At 59.3% G+C, this 15641-nt stretch carries 17 protein-coding genes; 9 read left to right on the forward strand and 8 right to left on the reverse strand.

Annotation, left to right across the window (positions count from 1 at the left end):
- Together ATY79_RS14360 and ATY79_RS14365 are read left to right on the forward strand one after the other, a co-directional pair.
- Positions 1-782: IS30 family transposase (locus ATY79_RS14360; protein WP_088704205.1), on the forward strand; the 782-nt coding region annotated here is incomplete at its 5' end.
- A 155-nt stretch (positions 783-937) separates the two neighbouring features.
- The gene (locus ATY79_RS14365; protein WP_088692729.1) at positions 938-1366 is read left to right on the forward strand and encodes a DUF4864 domain-containing protein; all 429 of its coding nucleotides are present in this window, start codon (positions 938-940) and stop codon (positions 1364-1366) included.
- Positions 1367-1414: 48 nt separating this feature from the next.
- On the opposite strand, the gene tgt is transcribed toward ATY79_RS14365, so the two are convergent.
- From tgt to coaD, 5 genes are all read right to left on the reverse strand, one after another.
- Positions 1415-2545 (reverse strand): tRNA guanosine(34) transglycosylase Tgt, encoded by a 1131-nt coding sequence (gene tgt / locus ATY79_RS14370; RefSeq protein WP_088704206.1) that lies wholly within the window; start codon positions 2543-2545, stop codon positions 1415-1417.
- Complete coding sequence (gene queA, locus ATY79_RS14375) at positions 2546-3628, reverse strand: tRNA preQ1(34) S-adenosylmethionine ribosyltransferase-isomerase QueA (protein WP_088692731.1); 1083 nt, start codon at positions 3626-3628, stop codon at positions 2546-2548.
- A 71-nt stretch (positions 3629-3699) separates the two neighbouring features.
- Positions 3700-4209: a peptidylprolyl isomerase gene (locus ATY79_RS14380; RefSeq protein ID WP_018855049.1), complete on the reverse strand. Its 510-nt coding sequence runs from the start codon at positions 4207-4209 to the stop codon at positions 3700-3702.
- Between the two features lie 26 nt (positions 4210-4235).
- Positions 4236-4805, reverse strand: a complete 570-nt coding sequence (locus ATY79_RS14385; protein WP_088692732.1) for a peptidylprolyl isomerase — start codon at positions 4803-4805, stop codon at positions 4236-4238.
- A 28-nt stretch (positions 4806-4833) separates the two neighbouring features.
- Entirely contained in the window at positions 4834-5328 is a 495-nt protein-coding gene (gene coaD, locus ATY79_RS14390; protein WP_088692733.1) for a pantetheine-phosphate adenylyltransferase, read from the reverse strand.
- Positions 5329-5510: 182 nt separating this feature from the next.
- Between coaD and ATY79_RS14395 the strand changes: the two genes are divergently transcribed.
- The 3 genes from ATY79_RS14395 (at position 5511) to ATY79_RS31905 (ending at position 6143) form a co-directional block, all read left to right on the forward strand.
- Complete coding sequence (locus ATY79_RS14395; RefSeq protein WP_088692734.1) at positions 5511-5732, forward strand: hypothetical protein; 222 nt, start codon at positions 5511-5513, stop codon at positions 5730-5732.
- 87 nt (positions 5733-5819) lie between these two features.
- Positions 5820-5975 carry a hypothetical protein gene (locus ATY79_RS30875; RefSeq protein WP_189638020.1) on the forward strand — a complete coding sequence of 52 codons (156 nt, stop codon included), beginning with the start codon at positions 5820-5822 and terminating at the stop codon, positions 5973-5975.
- 33 nt (positions 5976-6008) lie between these two features.
- On the forward strand, positions 6009-6143 hold the full coding sequence (locus ATY79_RS31905; protein WP_280950678.1) for a hypothetical protein: 135 nt from the start codon (positions 6009-6011) through the stop codon (positions 6141-6143).
- Between the two features lie 100 nt (positions 6144-6243).
- Here the strand turns inward: ATY79_RS31905 and ATY79_RS14400 are convergent, their stop codons facing one another.
- Both ATY79_RS14400 and gyrA read right to left on the reverse strand, forming a co-directional pair.
- On the reverse strand, positions 6244-6759 hold the full coding sequence (locus tag ATY79_RS14400; RefSeq protein ID WP_088692735.1) for a GNAT family N-acetyltransferase: 516 nt from the start codon (positions 6757-6759) through the stop codon (positions 6244-6246).
- A 106-nt stretch (positions 6760-6865) separates the two neighbouring features.
- Positions 6866-9649: a DNA gyrase subunit A gene (gene gyrA / locus ATY79_RS14405; RefSeq protein WP_088704207.1), complete on the reverse strand. Its 2784-nt coding sequence runs from the start codon at positions 9647-9649 to the stop codon at positions 6866-6868.
- 226 nt (positions 9650-9875) lie between these two features.
- Between gyrA and ATY79_RS14410 the strand changes: the two genes are divergently transcribed.
- Positions 9876-10517 carry a MarC family protein gene (locus ATY79_RS14410; protein WP_088692737.1) on the forward strand — a complete coding sequence of 214 codons (642 nt, stop codon included), beginning with the start codon at positions 9876-9878 and terminating at the stop codon, positions 10515-10517.
- Between the two features lie 130 nt (positions 10518-10647).
- On the opposite strand, the gene ATY79_RS14415 is transcribed toward ATY79_RS14410, so the two are convergent.
- A complete protein-coding gene (locus ATY79_RS14415; RefSeq protein WP_088692738.1) occupies positions 10648-11178 on the reverse strand; it encodes a single-stranded DNA-binding protein in 531 nt (176 codons plus the stop codon).
- 250 nt (positions 11179-11428) lie between these two features.
- On the opposite strand from ATY79_RS14415, the gene uvrA reads away from it, so the two are divergent.
- The 3 genes from uvrA to ATY79_RS14430 are packed head-to-tail and all read left to right on the forward strand — an operon-like array spanning position 11429 to position 15636.
- Positions 11429-14353: an excinuclease ABC subunit UvrA gene (uvrA, locus tag ATY79_RS14420; protein WP_088692822.1), complete on the forward strand. Its 2925-nt coding sequence runs from the start codon at positions 11429-11431 to the stop codon at positions 14351-14353.
- Positions 14350-14814, forward strand: a complete 465-nt coding sequence (locus tag ATY79_RS14425; RefSeq protein WP_088704208.1) for a GNAT family N-acetyltransferase — start codon at positions 14350-14352, stop codon at positions 14812-14814. Before uvrA ends, ATY79_RS14425 begins: the two co-directional genes overlap by 4 nt.
- A 15-nt stretch (positions 14815-14829) precedes the next feature.
- On the forward strand, positions 14830-15636 hold the full coding sequence (locus ATY79_RS14430; protein WP_088692740.1) for a DUF72 domain-containing protein: 807 nt from the start codon (positions 14830-14832) through the stop codon (positions 15634-15636).
- Positions 15637-15641: the final 5 nt, after the last annotated feature.

Genomic DNA, 15641 nt, shown 5'->3' on the forward strand with positions numbered 1-15641 from the left:
GGAAGCTGGCGCGCTTCTCTGACGTCAGACAATCTGTCATCGACCGGATCGTACACGGCTGGTCGCCACAGCAGATTGCAGGACGCATGCGCCTGGAACGCCATCCGATCTCTGTCAGCCACGAGACGATCTACAAGTTCGCATATTCGCCCGACGGGCACGCCATCAAGCTGTGGCGGCACCTACCGGAGCATCGTGCGCGACGCCGACCACGACATGCCCGACGCAAGCATGGTCAACGGTTTAGCCCGGAACTCAACATCTTGCGGCGCCCAGATGTCGTTGCCGAGCGCAAGCAGTTTGGGCATTGGGAATGCGACCTGATCCAGTTTCGGAAAAAGTTCGGAAAGGCCAATGTGACGTCGCTGGTCGAGCGAGTCAGCCGCTTCGCGATCTTCCTGCGCAACAATGACCGTCAGTCCCGTCCTGTCATGGACGGCCTTGTTCAAGCACTGCAGGCCCTGCCCCACCTTGCTCGCCGTTCCATCACCTTCGACCGGGGGACGGAGTTCACTGACTGGCCGTATCTGCAAGCCAGCATCGGCGCCCAAACCTGGTTTTGTGATCCGCAATCGCCCTGGCAAAAAGGCACCGTCGAGAACACCAATGGCCGGGTCCGGAAATGGCTTTCGAGAGAGGTCGATCCACTGTCCGTGACCGACGCCGACCTGATCGACATCTGCAATCGGCTCAATGATACGCCACGCAAATGTCTTGGCTATCGAACGCCCGCAGAGGTCTTCCGCAAGAAACTGCTCGCCCAGATGCGGTATGCAGGTTAGCTTGACCAAGCCCGCAAGTCGCGGTTCAGCATGAACTCACAACCCAACTTCTCCGCCACAGAAGATCGGACAAGGTGGAAAGAGCTCGCTAATCTACACCCTTTCTTTGTGCGTAGACTGCCCTACAATCCCCTGGGACAGTCGGAGCCGTTGCCATGCGCGCCTTTCTCGCAGTTTTCATTCTGTGTGTCGCGTCCTTCGTTTTGCTCGCGACCGCTCGCGCCGAAGATCCGATCGACACGACGCGCACGATGATCGAGGCGCAGATCAAAGCGTTCCTGAACGACGACGTTGATACGGCCTATTCCTTTGCCGCACCCGGGATCAAGGCGATCTATCCAGACAAGAACGTCTTCTTCGCCATGGTCAAGAAGAGCTACGGGCCGGTCTATCACCCTGGCAACTATGCCTTCGGGCGCAGCCGCTCGATCGACAATGGCGCGATGATCTATCACGAGGTACTGATATCAGGCCGTGACGGCAAAGACTGGACCGCGATCTATCAGGTGGCCCGTCAACCTGACGGGAGCTACAAGATCAACGGCGTCCAGATCGTGCCGAATACCGCAAGCAAGGGCATCTGAGTGGCGGGCAGGCGGGATTCGCAGTGCACCGCCCCTCGCTAGTTGCCCTTAGATGGGCTCCAGGTCGCCCCTCCCCCATTCCTCCATGGTCTCGGCCATGAAATCGGCGAAGCGTCCCTCGGCTATCGCCTTGCGGATGCCCTGCATCAGTTCCTGATAATAGGCAAGATTATGCCAGGAAAGAAGCATCCCACCGAGCGCCTCATTGGCACGTACGAGGTGATGCAGGTAGGCACGCGAGTAGTCGCGCGAGGCTGGGCAGTTCGACTGTTCGTCGAGCGGCCGCATGTCCTCGGCGTGACGGGCGTTGCGGATGTTGACCTTACCTCGCCGGGTGAACGCAAGCCCGTGCCGGCCGGAGCGGGTCGGCATGACGCAGTCGAACATATCGATACCGCGAGCGACGGACTTCAGGATATCGTCAGGCGTACCGACGCCCATGAGGTATCGCGGTTTCTCCGTAGGAAGAACCGGCAGCGTCTCTTCAAGCATCTTCAGCATGACGTCTTGCGGCTCGCCGACAGCGAGACCGCCAACGGCATAGCCCTTGAGGTCGAGATCGGTCAGTGCTGCGGCTGACCGGATGCGCAGCGCGGGCACATCCCCGCCCTGCACAATGCCGAACATCGCCTTGCCCGGCTGATCGCCGAAGGCGACCTTGCATCGTTCCGCCCAGCGCAACGAAAGCTCCATGGCGCGCTCGATCTCGCGCGGTTCCGCCGGAAGTGCCACGCATTCGTCGAGCTGCATCTGAATGTCTGAATCGAGCAATCCCTGGATCTCGATCGAGCGCTCCGGAGACATGTGATGCAGGCTGCCGTCGACATGCGACTTGAAAGTCACGCCCTGTTCGTCGAGCTTGCGGAGGCCAGAGAGCGACATCACCTGGAACCCGCCGGAATCGGTCAGGATCGGATGCTCCCAGCGGATTAGCTTGTGCAGGCCGCCGAGGCGCGCAACACGTTCGGCCGTCGGGCGCAGCATGAGATGGTAGGTATTGCCGAGGATGATATCGGCGCCCGTTTCACGAACCTGGTCGAGATACATCGCCTTGACCGTGCCGACGGTACCAACGGGCATGAAGGCCGGCGTGCGGATCGTGCCGCGCGGCATCGAGACTTCGCCCAGCCGCGCACCGGCGTCTGTCTTCTTGAGAGTGAACTGAAAGTTCTCGGTCATTTAGTCTTTCCGGAAAAGAAGGCTGGAATCGCCATAAGAATAGAAGCGGTAGCCCGTCGAAATCGCGTGCTGGTAGGCTGCGTGCATCGTCTCGAAGCCCGCGAAGGCCGAAACGAGCATGAACAGTGTCGAGCGAGGCAAATGGAAGTTCGTCATGAGCATGTCAACCGCCTTGAAGCTGTAGCCCGGCGTGATGAAGATGCCGGTGGCACCGGCCCAGGCGCGAATCTCGCCGTTCTCCTGCGCGGCACTTTCGATCAGCCGCAATGAAGTCGTACCGACGCAGATGATGCGCCCGCCCCTCGCCTTGACGGCATTGAGGCTCGCCGCCGTCTCGGCGCTGACATAGCCGCTCTCGAGATGCATCTTGTGATCGTCGGTGTCGTCGGCCTTCACAGGCAGGAAGGTGCCCGCACCGACATGCAGCGTCACGAAATGCCGCCCGACACCCGCCTTGTCGATGGCTTCGAAAAGATCAGGCGTGAAGTGAAGCCCGGCCGTCGGGGCAGCGACGGCACCCTCCTCGCGGGCATAAATCGTCTGGTAGTCGGCGCGGTCGCGCTCGTCCTCAGCGCGTTTCGCGGCGATGTAGGGCGGTAGCGGAATATGGCCGACGGAATGGATGGCCTCGTCGAGCATCGGTCCGGAAAGATCGAAGGCAAGCGTGACTTCTCCGCCCTCGCCCTTTTCTTCGACCGTGCATTCAAGTTTCCCGAGAAGGCAGCTGCTACCGTCGTGGCCGAACGAGATACGATCGCCGATCTTGATGCGCTTGCCGGGCTTGGCGAAGGCCTTCCAGCGGCTTGCACCAACGCGCATGTGCAACGTCGCCGAAACCTGCTGACCACCGGCGCCTTCGCGATGACGGATACCCTCGAGCTGCGCCGGGATCACCTTGGTGTCGTTGAAGACAAGCGCGTCCCCTGCCCTCAGGAAATCAGGCAGATCGCTGACCCGATGGTCGGATAGCTGTACTTCGCCGGCTGGATCGACGACGAGCAGACGTGCGCTATCGCGCGGCTCGGCTGGCCGCAGTGCGATCCGTTCATCCGGCAGGTCGAAATCAAAGAGGTCTACGCGCATTACTCAAGTCCGGGCAAAGCGAAACCCGCCCCACGCTTTCGCGCAAGGGCGGGTTTCAGCAGAAATCACAATCAGACGTCAGCGGCAACCCGCATCGAGACGATCGAGTCCGGATCGACAACCGGCTCGCCCTTCTTGATCTTGTCGACGTTGTCCATGCCTTCGATGACCTGGCCCCAGACGGAGTACTGCTTGTTCAGCCAGGGAGCATCCGTGAAGCAGATGAAGAACTGCGAGTTGGCCGAGTTCGGGTTCTGCGAGCGGGCCATCGAGCAGGTGCCGCGAACGTGGCTGACTGCCGAGAATTCAGCCTTGAGGTCAGGCTTTTCGGAACCGCCCATGCCGGCGCGGCTCGGGTTGAAGCTCTCGCCGCCCTTCTTGCCGAACTTCACGTCGCCGGTCTGCGCCATGAAATCGTTGATGACACGATGGAATACAACGTTGTCATAGGCCTTCTCGCGAGCGAGTTCCTTGATGCGGGCGACGTGTTCCGGTGCCACTTCCGGCAGCAGCTGGATGACAACCTTGCCCTTGGTGGTTTCCAGGATGATGGTGTTTTCGGGATCCTTGATCTCGGCCATTCTTCTTCTCCTACTTGTCTTGAAACTTACTTGCTTCCGACGGTGACCTTGATCATCCGGTCGGGATTGCTGACTTCGCCGTTCTGGCCTTCGCCGCGCTTGATCTTGTCGACATTCTCCATACCGGAGACGACCTTGCCGACGACCGTATACTGGCCATTGAGGAACGAGCCGTCAGCGAACATGATGAAGAACTGCGAATTCGCCGAGTTCGGATCCTGCGAGCGGGCCATGCCGACCGTTCCGCGAACAAAAGGCGTCTTCGAAAATTCTGCCGGCAGGTCAGGCAGGTCGGAGCCACCGGTTCCGGCACGGCTCGCATCGAAACCCTTTTCCATGTTGCCAAACTTCACGTCCCCGGTCTGCGCCATGAAGCCTTCGATAACGCGATGGAAGGCGACGTTGTCATACGCGCCCTTCTTGGCGAGCGCTTCGATCTGGGCAACATGCTTCGGTGCGACTTCGGGCATAAGCTGGATCACGACCGGACCGTCCTTCAGCTGGATCGTCAGCGTGTTGCCTGACTGTGCGAATGCGCTGCCGCCGAACGAGGCAAGGGAAAGCACGGCTGCAAAGGCGAGAGAGAAAAGTTTCATGTTGGCTCCGTTGCGGCGAGAAAATCGCCTAGGATTTGCGCTTGGATTGAAGGGCTTTCAAGACGGCAGCCGGCACAAAGGCGCTGACATCGCCTCCCATGGTAGCGATTTGCCGGACCAATGTGGCGGTTATGGGCCGTGAGGCCGTTCCGGCGGGCAGAAAGATCGTTTGAATGTCGGGCGCCATCTGGCGGTTCATCCCGGCCATCTGCATTTCATAGTCGAGATCGGTGCCGTCCCTGAGGCCGCGGATCAGAAGCGTCGCTCCATGGGAGCGCGCCGCGTCGACGACGAGATTGTCGAAGGCCACAACCGAGATATCGCCCGCCTTTTCAGGCAGCGCTTTCGCCAACGACCGACGAATGAGATCCGCCTTCTCGTCGAAGGAAAAGAGCGGCGTCTTGCCGGGATGGATGCCGATCGCGACAATAACCTTGGATGCAACGCTCAGTGCCTGGATAAGAACATCCAGATGTCCGTTGGTGATCGGGTCGAACGACCCCGGATAAAAAGCTGTCGTCATCTGGCCTAGCCGTTTGTTTCGACGACCTTTTGTCATGGATAAGGGCCGCCCGCAAGTCATTTACCCGTTCGCTGAACGGCTGATGAATGCGCCATTCAAGGCGGCTTCAGGCCGCATGTCTATAAAGGAGAGCGTCAACCGCCGATGTCATTCCGGCATCGGTCCCTCCCCGGAAAACGTTCATGCTGATCATCCTTGTTGCAATCGCTGTCATCGCTTCGCTGCTTGCCGAATTTCTCTACGGTTACGTGCGGGATATCCAGGATGCAAGCTGGGTTCGGCCAAGCGTCCGGGAACACCACGCAATCGTGCGTGCAGCAGGAAACGTGGGGTTTAAACCGATTAAGAATTCTGAACGCCAGATGAACGGTGTATTCAAAGTCGCTTCAGATCGGCCTTGGTAAACGACCGGTCAATACCCCTGGAACCATTTTCGCACCGATGCGTTCACTCAACCAGCGTAACGCGATACGCCGCACAAGGAAGAAAATATGCCCAATAAGATTACCATGATTAATGCTGTCTGGATGGTAATGATGACCGGTATGCTTGCAGCGACAGTCGCGCTCTACGATCACAAAGGAGATGCGTCCAAGGTATATGGCCCCTATGCGTCCGCTCGCACGGCGGTTATGAGCCAGTACTAAGGAACGTGAACGCAAAGCCCAGGAGGATTGCTCATGTTCACGATACTAACAGTGCTAACCGCCCTTATCAGCATCATGTTTGTCGTGTCCGTGGCATCCACTATCGCCGCCCTTCGCCATGAAAACGAAGAGGTAAAGAAGGTCGATGGAAAGCACAGTTGGTTCTAGCCGCTGCCGCTATTCTGGGAATTCGTTTTGACCACTCAAGGCCGGATGACCATGTCGTCCGGCCTTTCTCATGCCTGAAGATGATACTGGTAACTGTCGCTCAACGGCGCGAACCGACATTCTCTTGATCGTTGATGCGCCGAACCATGATGACATCATCGATTTCCCTGCTGTTATGGATGAAGCCGCCGGGAATGCGCCCGGCCTCGTGGAAACCTTCGCGTTCATAAAATCGTCTGGCGGCCGTGTTCTCGGCACTGACCGCGAGCTCCAGCTGCCGAATTCCGTTCTTACGCGCATAGGCTACGGTTGCCTCCAGTAGTTCCTTGGCGTGGCCTCCGGCCCTTTCGCTGCCACGCACATAGACCATGATTAGCGTCGCACGGTGCGCCATCTTGCTAGCACGTTGTCTGCTCAGCCCCATGATGCCAATCGGATCGCCGCGCTTGAAGGCCGCAAATACCGGCCCTTCAACCAATCGCTTGCGCCATTCGTCGTCTGACAGCGCCTCCCAGTCTTCGGCGCTGCTGGCAAAGGCTGCCGGTTCGGTTCGCAATGCCTCCAGCCGAATGGCTTTAAAGATTGCAACGTCATCAATACCGAGAATCCGGATCAATCTGGTCCTCCTTCGACTGCGCGCTATCCGCGCCTCAAACGTTCCGAGAAGCTCAAAAAAGAAAACCGGGCAGTTGCCCGGTTTTCAAGATCAAAACGTCAGAACATCAAGCTTCCGGATCGGGCGCGCCTTCCGGGGTCGCGACAATGTCGTCGCCATTCCCGGCAACGTCTTCTGCCTCTTCCTCCGGCTCGCTGATGCGCTCGACGGATACAACCTTCTCGTCCTTTGCCGTCGAGAAAATGGTGACGCCCTTCGTTGCACGGCTCGCGATGCGAATGCCGCCCACTGGAACGCGGATCAGTTGGCCGCCATCGGAAACCAGCATGATCTGGTCGCCGTCGTTGACCGGGAAAGCAGCGACGAGTTCGCCGATCTCCGCCGTCTTCGACGTATCTGTGGCGCGAATGCCCTTGCCGCCGCGGCCCGAAATCCGGAAATCGTAAGACGAGGAACGCTTGCCGAAGCCCTTTTCCGAAACCGTCAGGACATATTGCTCACGTGCCTTCAGTTCCTCATAGCGTTCGTCACTCAGCTGACCTTCCTCGGCGACTTCCTCGCCGACGAGCGAGATTTCCTCTGCGTCACCTGTCGTAAGGCGCCGCTCGCTTGCGGCCCGCTTCAGATAGGCAGCGCGCTCCCATGGCTCAGCGTCCACATGCCCGACGATCGTCATCGAGATAATGCGGTCGCCATCGCCGAGATTGATGCCGCGAACGCCGATCGAGTTACGGCCCGCAAAGACGCGGACATCGTCGACCGGGAAGCGGATGCACTGGCCGAGCGCTGTCGTCAGAAGTACATCGTCGTGCTCGGTGCAGGTCTCGACGGAGAGGATTTCATCGCCCTCCTCCTCGAGCTTCATCGCGATCTTGCCGTTGCGGTTGACCTGGACGAAGTCGGAAAGCTTATTGCGGCGAACCGTTCCGCGCGTCGTCGAGAACATTACGTCGAGCTTGTCCCAGCTATCCTCATCCTCCGGCAACGGCAGGATCGTCGTGATGCGTTCGCCGGGGTCCAGCGGCAGCATGTTGATGAGCGCCTTGCCGCGCGCGGTCGGTGTGCCAATCGGCAGGCGATAGACCTTTTCCTTGTAGACGATGCCGCGCGACGAGAAGAACAAAACCGGTGTATGCGTGTTGAGAACAAATAGCTGGCTAACAAAATCTTCGTCGCGCGTGGTCATGCCGGAGCGGCCCTTGCCGCCGCGGCGCTGGGCGCGATAGGTCGTCAGCGGTACGCGCTTGATGTAGCCGAGATGCGAGACGGTCACGACCATGTCTTCGCGGGCGATGAGATCCTCATCGTCCATCTCAAGGCCGCCATCCATGATCTCGGTGCGGCGCGGCGTGCCGAATTCATCGCGAACGGCGGCAAGCTCCTCCTTGACGATCGTCTGGATGCGGATACGTGACGACAGGATTTCAAGATAATCCTTAATCTCTTCGCCTATCTTGTTGAGTTCGTCGCCGATTTCGTCACGGCCGAGAGCGGTCAGGCGGGCCAGACGCAGTTCGAGGATGGCGCGCGCCTGCTCTTCCGAGAGGTTATACGTCAGGTCCTCGTTGATGCGGTGACGCGGGTCGTCGATCAGGCGGATCAGGCTTTCGACGTCGGATGCCGGCCAGCGGCGCGTCATCAGTTCTTCACGGGCAGACTGCGGATCTGGCGCCTGGCGGATAACGCGGATGACTTCGTCGATATTCGCAACAGCAATCGCGAGGCCAACCAAGACGTGAGCGCGTTCGCGCGCCTTGCGCAGCAGGAATTTCGTTCTCCGGCTAACGACTTCCTCGCGGAAGGAGACGAAGGCACGCAGCATGTCGAGCAGCGTCAACTGTTCCGGCTTGCCGCCATTCAGTGCCACTATGTTGCAGCCAAAGGAGGTCTGCAGCGGCGTGTAGCGATAAAGCTGGTTCAGGATGACGTCGGCATTGGCGTCGCGCTTCAATTCAACGACGACACGATAGCCCTGGCGGTCAGATTCATCGCGCAGGTCGGAGATGCCTTCGATACGCTTGTCGCGTACCAGTTCGGCCATCTTTTCGATCATCGTCGACTTGTTCACCTGATACGGGATCTCGGTGATGATGATCTGTTCGCGATCGCCGCGCATCGGCTCGATGGTGGCGACACCGCGCATGATCACGGAGCCACGACCTGTCTCGTAGGCCGAGCGAATGCCGGCGCGACCAAGGATCTTGGCGCCGGTCGGGAAGTCCGGGCCCGGTATGATCTGCATGATGTCAGGCAGCTCGATCGCCGGATTGTCGATCAGCGCAATGCAGCCGTCGATGACTTCGGACAGATTGTGCGGCGGGATATTGGTCGCCATACCGACGGCAATGCCGCCTGCCCCGTTCACCAGCAGGTTTGGGAACTTGGCGGGAACGACGACAGGCTCGGAGAGTGTGCCGTCATAGTTGTCGCGGAAGTCAACCGTTTCCTTGTCGAGATCGTCGAGCAGCGAATGCGCGGCCTTCTGCAGGCGGCACTCGGTGTAGCGTTCGGCCGCCGGCGGATCACCGTCGACGGAGCCGAAGTTGCCCTGGCCGTCGATCAGCGGCAGTCGGAGCGACCACTCTTGTGCCATACGCGCCAGCGCGTCGTAGATCGCCGCATTGCCGTGCGGATGGTATTTACCCATCACATCCCCGGTAACGCGGGCGCATTTGACGTATTTCTTGTTCCAGTCGATGCCGAGTTCGGACATGCCGTAAAGGATGCGCCGGTGCACGGGCTTCAGGCCGTCGCGCACATCAGGCAGCGCGCGGCTGACGATAACGCTCATCGCGTAATCGAGGTACGACCGCTGCATTTCCTCCATGATGGAGATGGGCTCGATGCCTGGCGGGAGCTTCCCGCCGCCGGGGGGTGTTTGCTCAGTCAAAACAGATCACGATCTCTTCTAGAATCACTTGAAGATTTATAGCGGAAAGCCTGTTCCTACGCTAATTTTGGCAGGGGTTTTGAACAGACTTTTGCGGTCTTATGAGGGCAACGGGAGCCTCGGTGGCGGTTATTTACACCACCCGGATAACACCATTTGCCAAATTGATCGCTCCGCATCACAATCGCCCAAAAACCAAGTGTTTATATGGGCTCACGGAGAGACAATGGCAAGCGTCGACCAACTGATCAACGCCTTCACGACGCTGCTTGTCACGATCGATCCGCCTGGTCTTGCTCCGCTCTTTCTTGGGCTCACGACCGGTATGAGCCGCAGCCAGAGAAAACAGGTGGCGCTACGCGGCTCGATTATCGCCTTTGTCATTCTTGCCGCCTTCGCCCTGTTCGGAGCCAGTGTGCTCGGCGTGCTCGGAATTTCGATCGGCGCCTTCCGCATAGCCGGCGGTCTTCTATTATTCTGGATCGCCTTTGAAATGGTATTCGAGAAGCGGCAGGACCGTAAGGAGAAGACGAGCACGGCCGCGATCACCGTCGATCACATCCATAATATCTCGGTCTTTCCGTTGGCGATCCCTCTGATCGCCGGTCCAGGCGCCATTTCGGCGACGATCCTGATTGCTGGGTCGATGCAGGCTTCGCTTGAGCGGGCGCAATTGATCATTGTCATCGCATTGAGCCTGCTGCTGCTGTTTCTCTCGCTGCTCATCGCCGAAAGACTCGATCGCTTCCTTGGCGTAACAGGGCGCGCAATTCTGACGCGCCTTCTCGGCGTCATCCTGGCAGCGCTCGCCACGCAGTTCGTTGTCGACGGTTTGAAGTCTGCCCTCGTCACGATGCCGGTTGGCTAAATCAAAAAGCCGGTTGCCTGCAATGGCTTCCGTCGCGGTAAGCGCGGGATCTCCAAGCCCCTGAGCTTGAAAAGCAAACGGCACACCTCGCGGCGCGCCGTCCAATTCATGTACGGAGGATAGTCTGCGATCAGAACGGGATGTCGTCGTCGAGATCGCGCGAGAAGTTTCCACCGCTACCACCGCTGCTGCGGCCAGATGATTGCGAGGGCGCACCGTAGTCGTCGCCGTAGCCGCCGCCGCCACCGAAATCGCCACCGCCGGCATTGCTGCCGCGACCGCCGCCAAAGCTGGAGCCTCCGCCCTCTCCGCGACCGTCGAGCATCGTCAGCGTCGAGCCGAAGCCCTGCAGAACGACTTCCGTCGAATAGCGGTCCTGGCCGTTCTGGTCCTGCCACTTGCGGGTCTGCAGCGCACCTTCGATGTAGAGCTTAGCGCCCTTCTTCACATACTGTTCGACGACCTTGCAGAGGCCTTCGTTGAAGACCACGACCGTATGCCATTCCGTCTTCTCGCGGCGTTCACCGGAGTTGCGGTCACGCCAGGTCTCGGACGTCGCGATGCGGAGATTGGCGATCGGCCGGCCATCCTGGGTTCGCCGGATTTCGGGGTCGGCGCCCACGTTCCCGATCAGAATTACCTTGTTTACGCTGCCAGCCATACTTTCACCTTACCTGCCGCCCTGCCCGGCGGCGCTTGAACCAATCGGTCCACCTTAAACCATAGAGCGCCGGCGATGCGTGTCCATCGCCGGTTCATCCACAAGGAATTTTGTTCTTTATTTGTTCTAGTTTATCCCTATGATCCTGTCAACCGAATCGAAAACCTTTGCAGCAGACGGACATTCAGCCTCGACTCGCCAGCCGGCATCACTAAATAAGGGGCTTGTTCCAGCACAGAAGCAGAAGACGATGAGCGAACTGAAGACGATTTCTATCCGCGGCGCGCGCGAGCACAATTTGAAGGGCATCGATCTCGATCTGCCTCGAAATAAACTCATCGTCATGACCGGCCTTTCAGGGTCCGGCAAATCGTCGCTTGCCTTCGACACGATCTATGCCGAAGGGCAGCGGCGCTATGTCGAAAGCCTTTCGGCCTATGCGCGCCAGTTCCTTGAAATGATGCAGAAGCCCGACGTCGACCAGATCGACGGCCTGTCACCTGCGATTTCGATCGAGCAGAAAACGACCTCGCGCAACCCGCGCTCGACGGTCGGCACGGTGACCGAGATCTACGACTACATGCGCCTGCTCTTTGCCCGCGTTGGCGTGCCTTATTCGCCGGCGACGGGCCTGCCGATCGAGAGCCAGACGGTCAGCCAGATGGTCGATCGCGTACTGGAGTTCGGAGATGGCACCCGTCTCTACATTCTCGCGCCGCTCGTGCGTGGACGTAAAGGCGAGTACAAGAAGGAACTGGCGGACCTGATGAAAAAGGGCTTCCAGCGCGTCAAGGTTGACGGTCAGTTCTACGAGATCGCCGACGTGCCGGCTCTCGATAAGAAATACAAGCACGACATCGACGTCGTGGTCGACCGCATTGTCGTGCGGCCGGACATGGCTTCGCGCCTTGCCGACAGCTTCGAGACCTCGCTCAAGCTTGCCGACGGCCTGGCGGTTGCGGAATTCGCTGACAAGCCGCTGCCGCCGGAAGAAACTGCCGCCGGCGGCTCTGCCAACAAATCGCTCAACGAAACGCACGAACGCGTTCTCTTTTCGGAAAAGTTCGCCTGCCCGGTGTCGGGCTTCACCATTCCCGAGATCGAGCCGCGACTTTTTTCGTTCAACAATCCAGCCGGCGCCTGCCCGACCTGCGACGGCCTCGGCGCCCAGCAGAAGATTGACGCCAACTTGATCGTGCCAGAGCCTGAGCGCACGCTGCGCGATGGCGCCATTGCACCTTGGGCAAAGTCGACTTCTCCTTATTACAACCAGACACTTGAAGCCCTCGGCAAGCACTACGGCTTCAAGCTCGGCGCCCGTTGGAACGACCTGTCGGAACAGGCCAAGGACGTGATCCTGAATGGCACCGACGAGAAGATCGAGTTCCATTATGCCGATGGTGCGCGGTCCTACACGACGCACAAGAATTTCGAAGGCATCATCACCAACCTCGAGCGCCGCTGGAAGGAGACGGATTCCGCCTGGGCGCGCGAGGAAATCGAGCGCTATATGTCGGCCGCCCCCTGCCCGTCTTGCGGCGGCTATCGCCTGAAGCCGGAGGCACTGGCCGTCAAGATCAACACGCTGCATATCGGCCAGGTGACCGATATGTCGATCCGCGTCGCCCGTGACTGGTTCGAGGTCCTGCCGCAATCACTGAGCGCCAAGCAGAACGAGATTGCTGTTCGCATTCTCAAGGAGATCCGCGACCGCCTGCGCTTCCTCAATGACGTCGGCCTGGACTACCTCAGTCTGTCGCGAAACTCCGGCACCCTGTCGGGTGGCGAGAGTCAGCGTATCCGGTTGGCGTCGCAGATCGGTTCCGGTCTGACCGGTGTGTTGTATGTCCTCGACGAGCCGTCGATCGGCCTGCACCAGCGCGATAACGCTCGCCTGCTCGATACGCTGAAGCACCTTCGCGATATCGGCAACACGGTGATTGTGGTCGAGCATGACGAGGACGCGATCTTGACGGCCGATGACGTCGTCGACATCGGTCCGGCGGCCGGCATCCATGGTGGCCAAGTGATTGCCCACGGCACACCACGGGAAATCATGGCAAACCCGAAGTCGCTGACCGGAAAATATTTGTCCGGCGAGCTGGGTGTCCCGGTTCCTGACGAGCGGCGCAAGCCAAAGAAGGGCAAGGAGATCAAGGTCGTCGGTGCCCGCGGTAACAATCTGAAGAACGTCACTGCCTCCATCCCGCTTGGCGTCTTTACGGCGGTCACTGGCGTATCAGGCGGCGGAAAGTCCACGTTCCTGATCGAGACGCTGTATAAATCGGCCGCCCGGCGCGTCATGGGAGCGCGCGAAATTCCCGCCGATCACGACCGCATCGACGGTTTCGAGCATATCGACAAGGTCATCGATATTGATCAGTCGCCGATCGGTCGTACGCCGCGTTCCAACCCGGCGACCTATACCGGCGCATTCACTCCGATCCGCGACTGGTTCGCCGGTCTGCCGGAAGCGAAGGCGCGCGGCTACCAACCGGGACGCTTCTCGTTCAACGTCAAGGGAGGACGCTGCGAGGCCTGCCAAGGCGACGGCGTCATCAAGATCGAGATGCACTTCCTGCCTGATGTCTACGTCACCTGCGACGTCTGCCATGGCAAGCGCTACAACAGGGAGACGCTGGACGTTACATTCAAGCACAAGTCGATTGCCGACGTGCTCGACATGACCGTCGAGGAAGGCGTTGACTTCTTCGCTGCCGTCCCGGCGGTGCGTGACAAGCTGCAGGCGTTGAAAGATGTCGGCCTCGGCTACATCAAGGTCGGACAGCAGGCGAATACGCTGTCGGGTGGCGAGGCGCAGCGCGTCAAGCTGGCAAAGGAATTGTCCAAACGATCGACCGGCCGGACGCTCTATATCTTGGACGAGCCGACGACCGGCCTGCATTTCCACGACGTCGCCAAGCTCTTGGAAATGCTGCAGGAGCTGGTCAATCAGGGCAATTCGGTCGTCGTCATCGAGCACAATCTCGAGGTTATCAAGACCGCGGACTGGATTCTCGATTTCGGTCCGGAAGGCGGTGATGGCGGCGGCGAGATCGTCGCGGTCGGTACGCCGGAGACGATCGTCAAGGAGAAGCGGTCCTATACCGGGCAGTTCCTGAAGGAATTGCTTGAGAGGCGCCCTGCTCGAAAAGCCGTGGCGGCAGCCGAGTGATGCTGAGAGCGGCGTCGCCCGATGATCTGCAGGCGGTCGAAGCGCTGACCACTGAAGCCTATGCCCCATACACGCGTCTCCTTGGACGCCCGCCGATCCCTGTAACCGAGGACTACGCGCCGCGCATTGGTCGCGGCGAGGTCTGGTTGCGGGAGGTGCATGGCGAGCTTGCCGGTTTAGCCGTCGTTGAACGGCATCCTGATCATGTGATGCTCTTCAGCATTGCTGTTTCCCCGAGATTCCAGGGCAGTGGTCACGGCCTCGCAATTCTGAGATGGGTGGAGGAGATTGCGCGTGAATGGAGGCTTCCGGAAGTTCGTCTCTATACCAACGCGCGCATGGAACGGAATATTGCGCTCTATCGAGCGTTTGGCTTTCAGGAAACAGGTCGTCGCGAAAATCCGCATAGGCCAGGATGGGTGATCGTCGACATGGCAAAGCCGGTCAGCGGCCAGATATAATCAGAGGAGGAAGAAATGGCGAAATCCGGCAACATTCGCGTCGGCATCGGCGGTTGGACCTTCGAGGCATGGCGGGATCATTTCTACCCTGGAGATCTGAAGCAGAAGGACGAACTGCATTATGCAAGCCGGAAACTGAAGGTCATTGAGATCAACGGCACCTATTACAGCTCGCAGAAGCCGGAAACCTTCGCCAAATGGGCGGCGGATGTGCCGGATGGATTTATCTTTTCACTCAAGGCCAGTCGCTTTGTCACCAATCGCCGCGTGTTGGCCGAGGCTGGCGAGTCGATGGAGCGTTTTCTCACCCAGGGTCTGACGGAGCTCGGTCCGCACCTGGGACCAATCCTTTGGCAGTTCGCGCCGACGAAGAAGTTCGATCCGGATGACTTCGAGGGCTTCCTCAAGTTGCTGCCCGACAAGCAGGATAGCTTGTCTCTTAAACACGTCGTCGAGGTGCGTCACGACTCGTTCAAGGTGCCGGAATTCATAGCATTGCTTGCGAAATACGGCGTTGCGCCAGTTTGCGCCGAGCATTTCGACTACCCGATGATCGCCGATGTGACGACCGATTTCGTGTATGCGCGTCTCCAGAAGGGCTCGGATGAGATCAAGACCTGTTATACGCCGGGCGATTTGAAGGCCTGGGCCGCGCGCCTCGAAACCTGGGCGGATGGCAAGGTTCCCGGCGATCTGCCTCTGATCGATGGCGATCGCAAGGTTGCCACCGAGCCGCGGGACATCTTTGCCTTCATGATTCACGAAGGCAAAGTCAATGCGCCCTTCGGGGCCATGGCACTACAAGAAGCGGTGTCGCGATAGGCCTG

Source organism: Rhizobium sp. R693, assembly GCF_002211315.1.
In the GTDB taxonomy this organism is placed as follows: domain Bacteria; phylum Pseudomonadota; class Alphaproteobacteria; order Rhizobiales; family Rhizobiaceae; genus Rhizobium.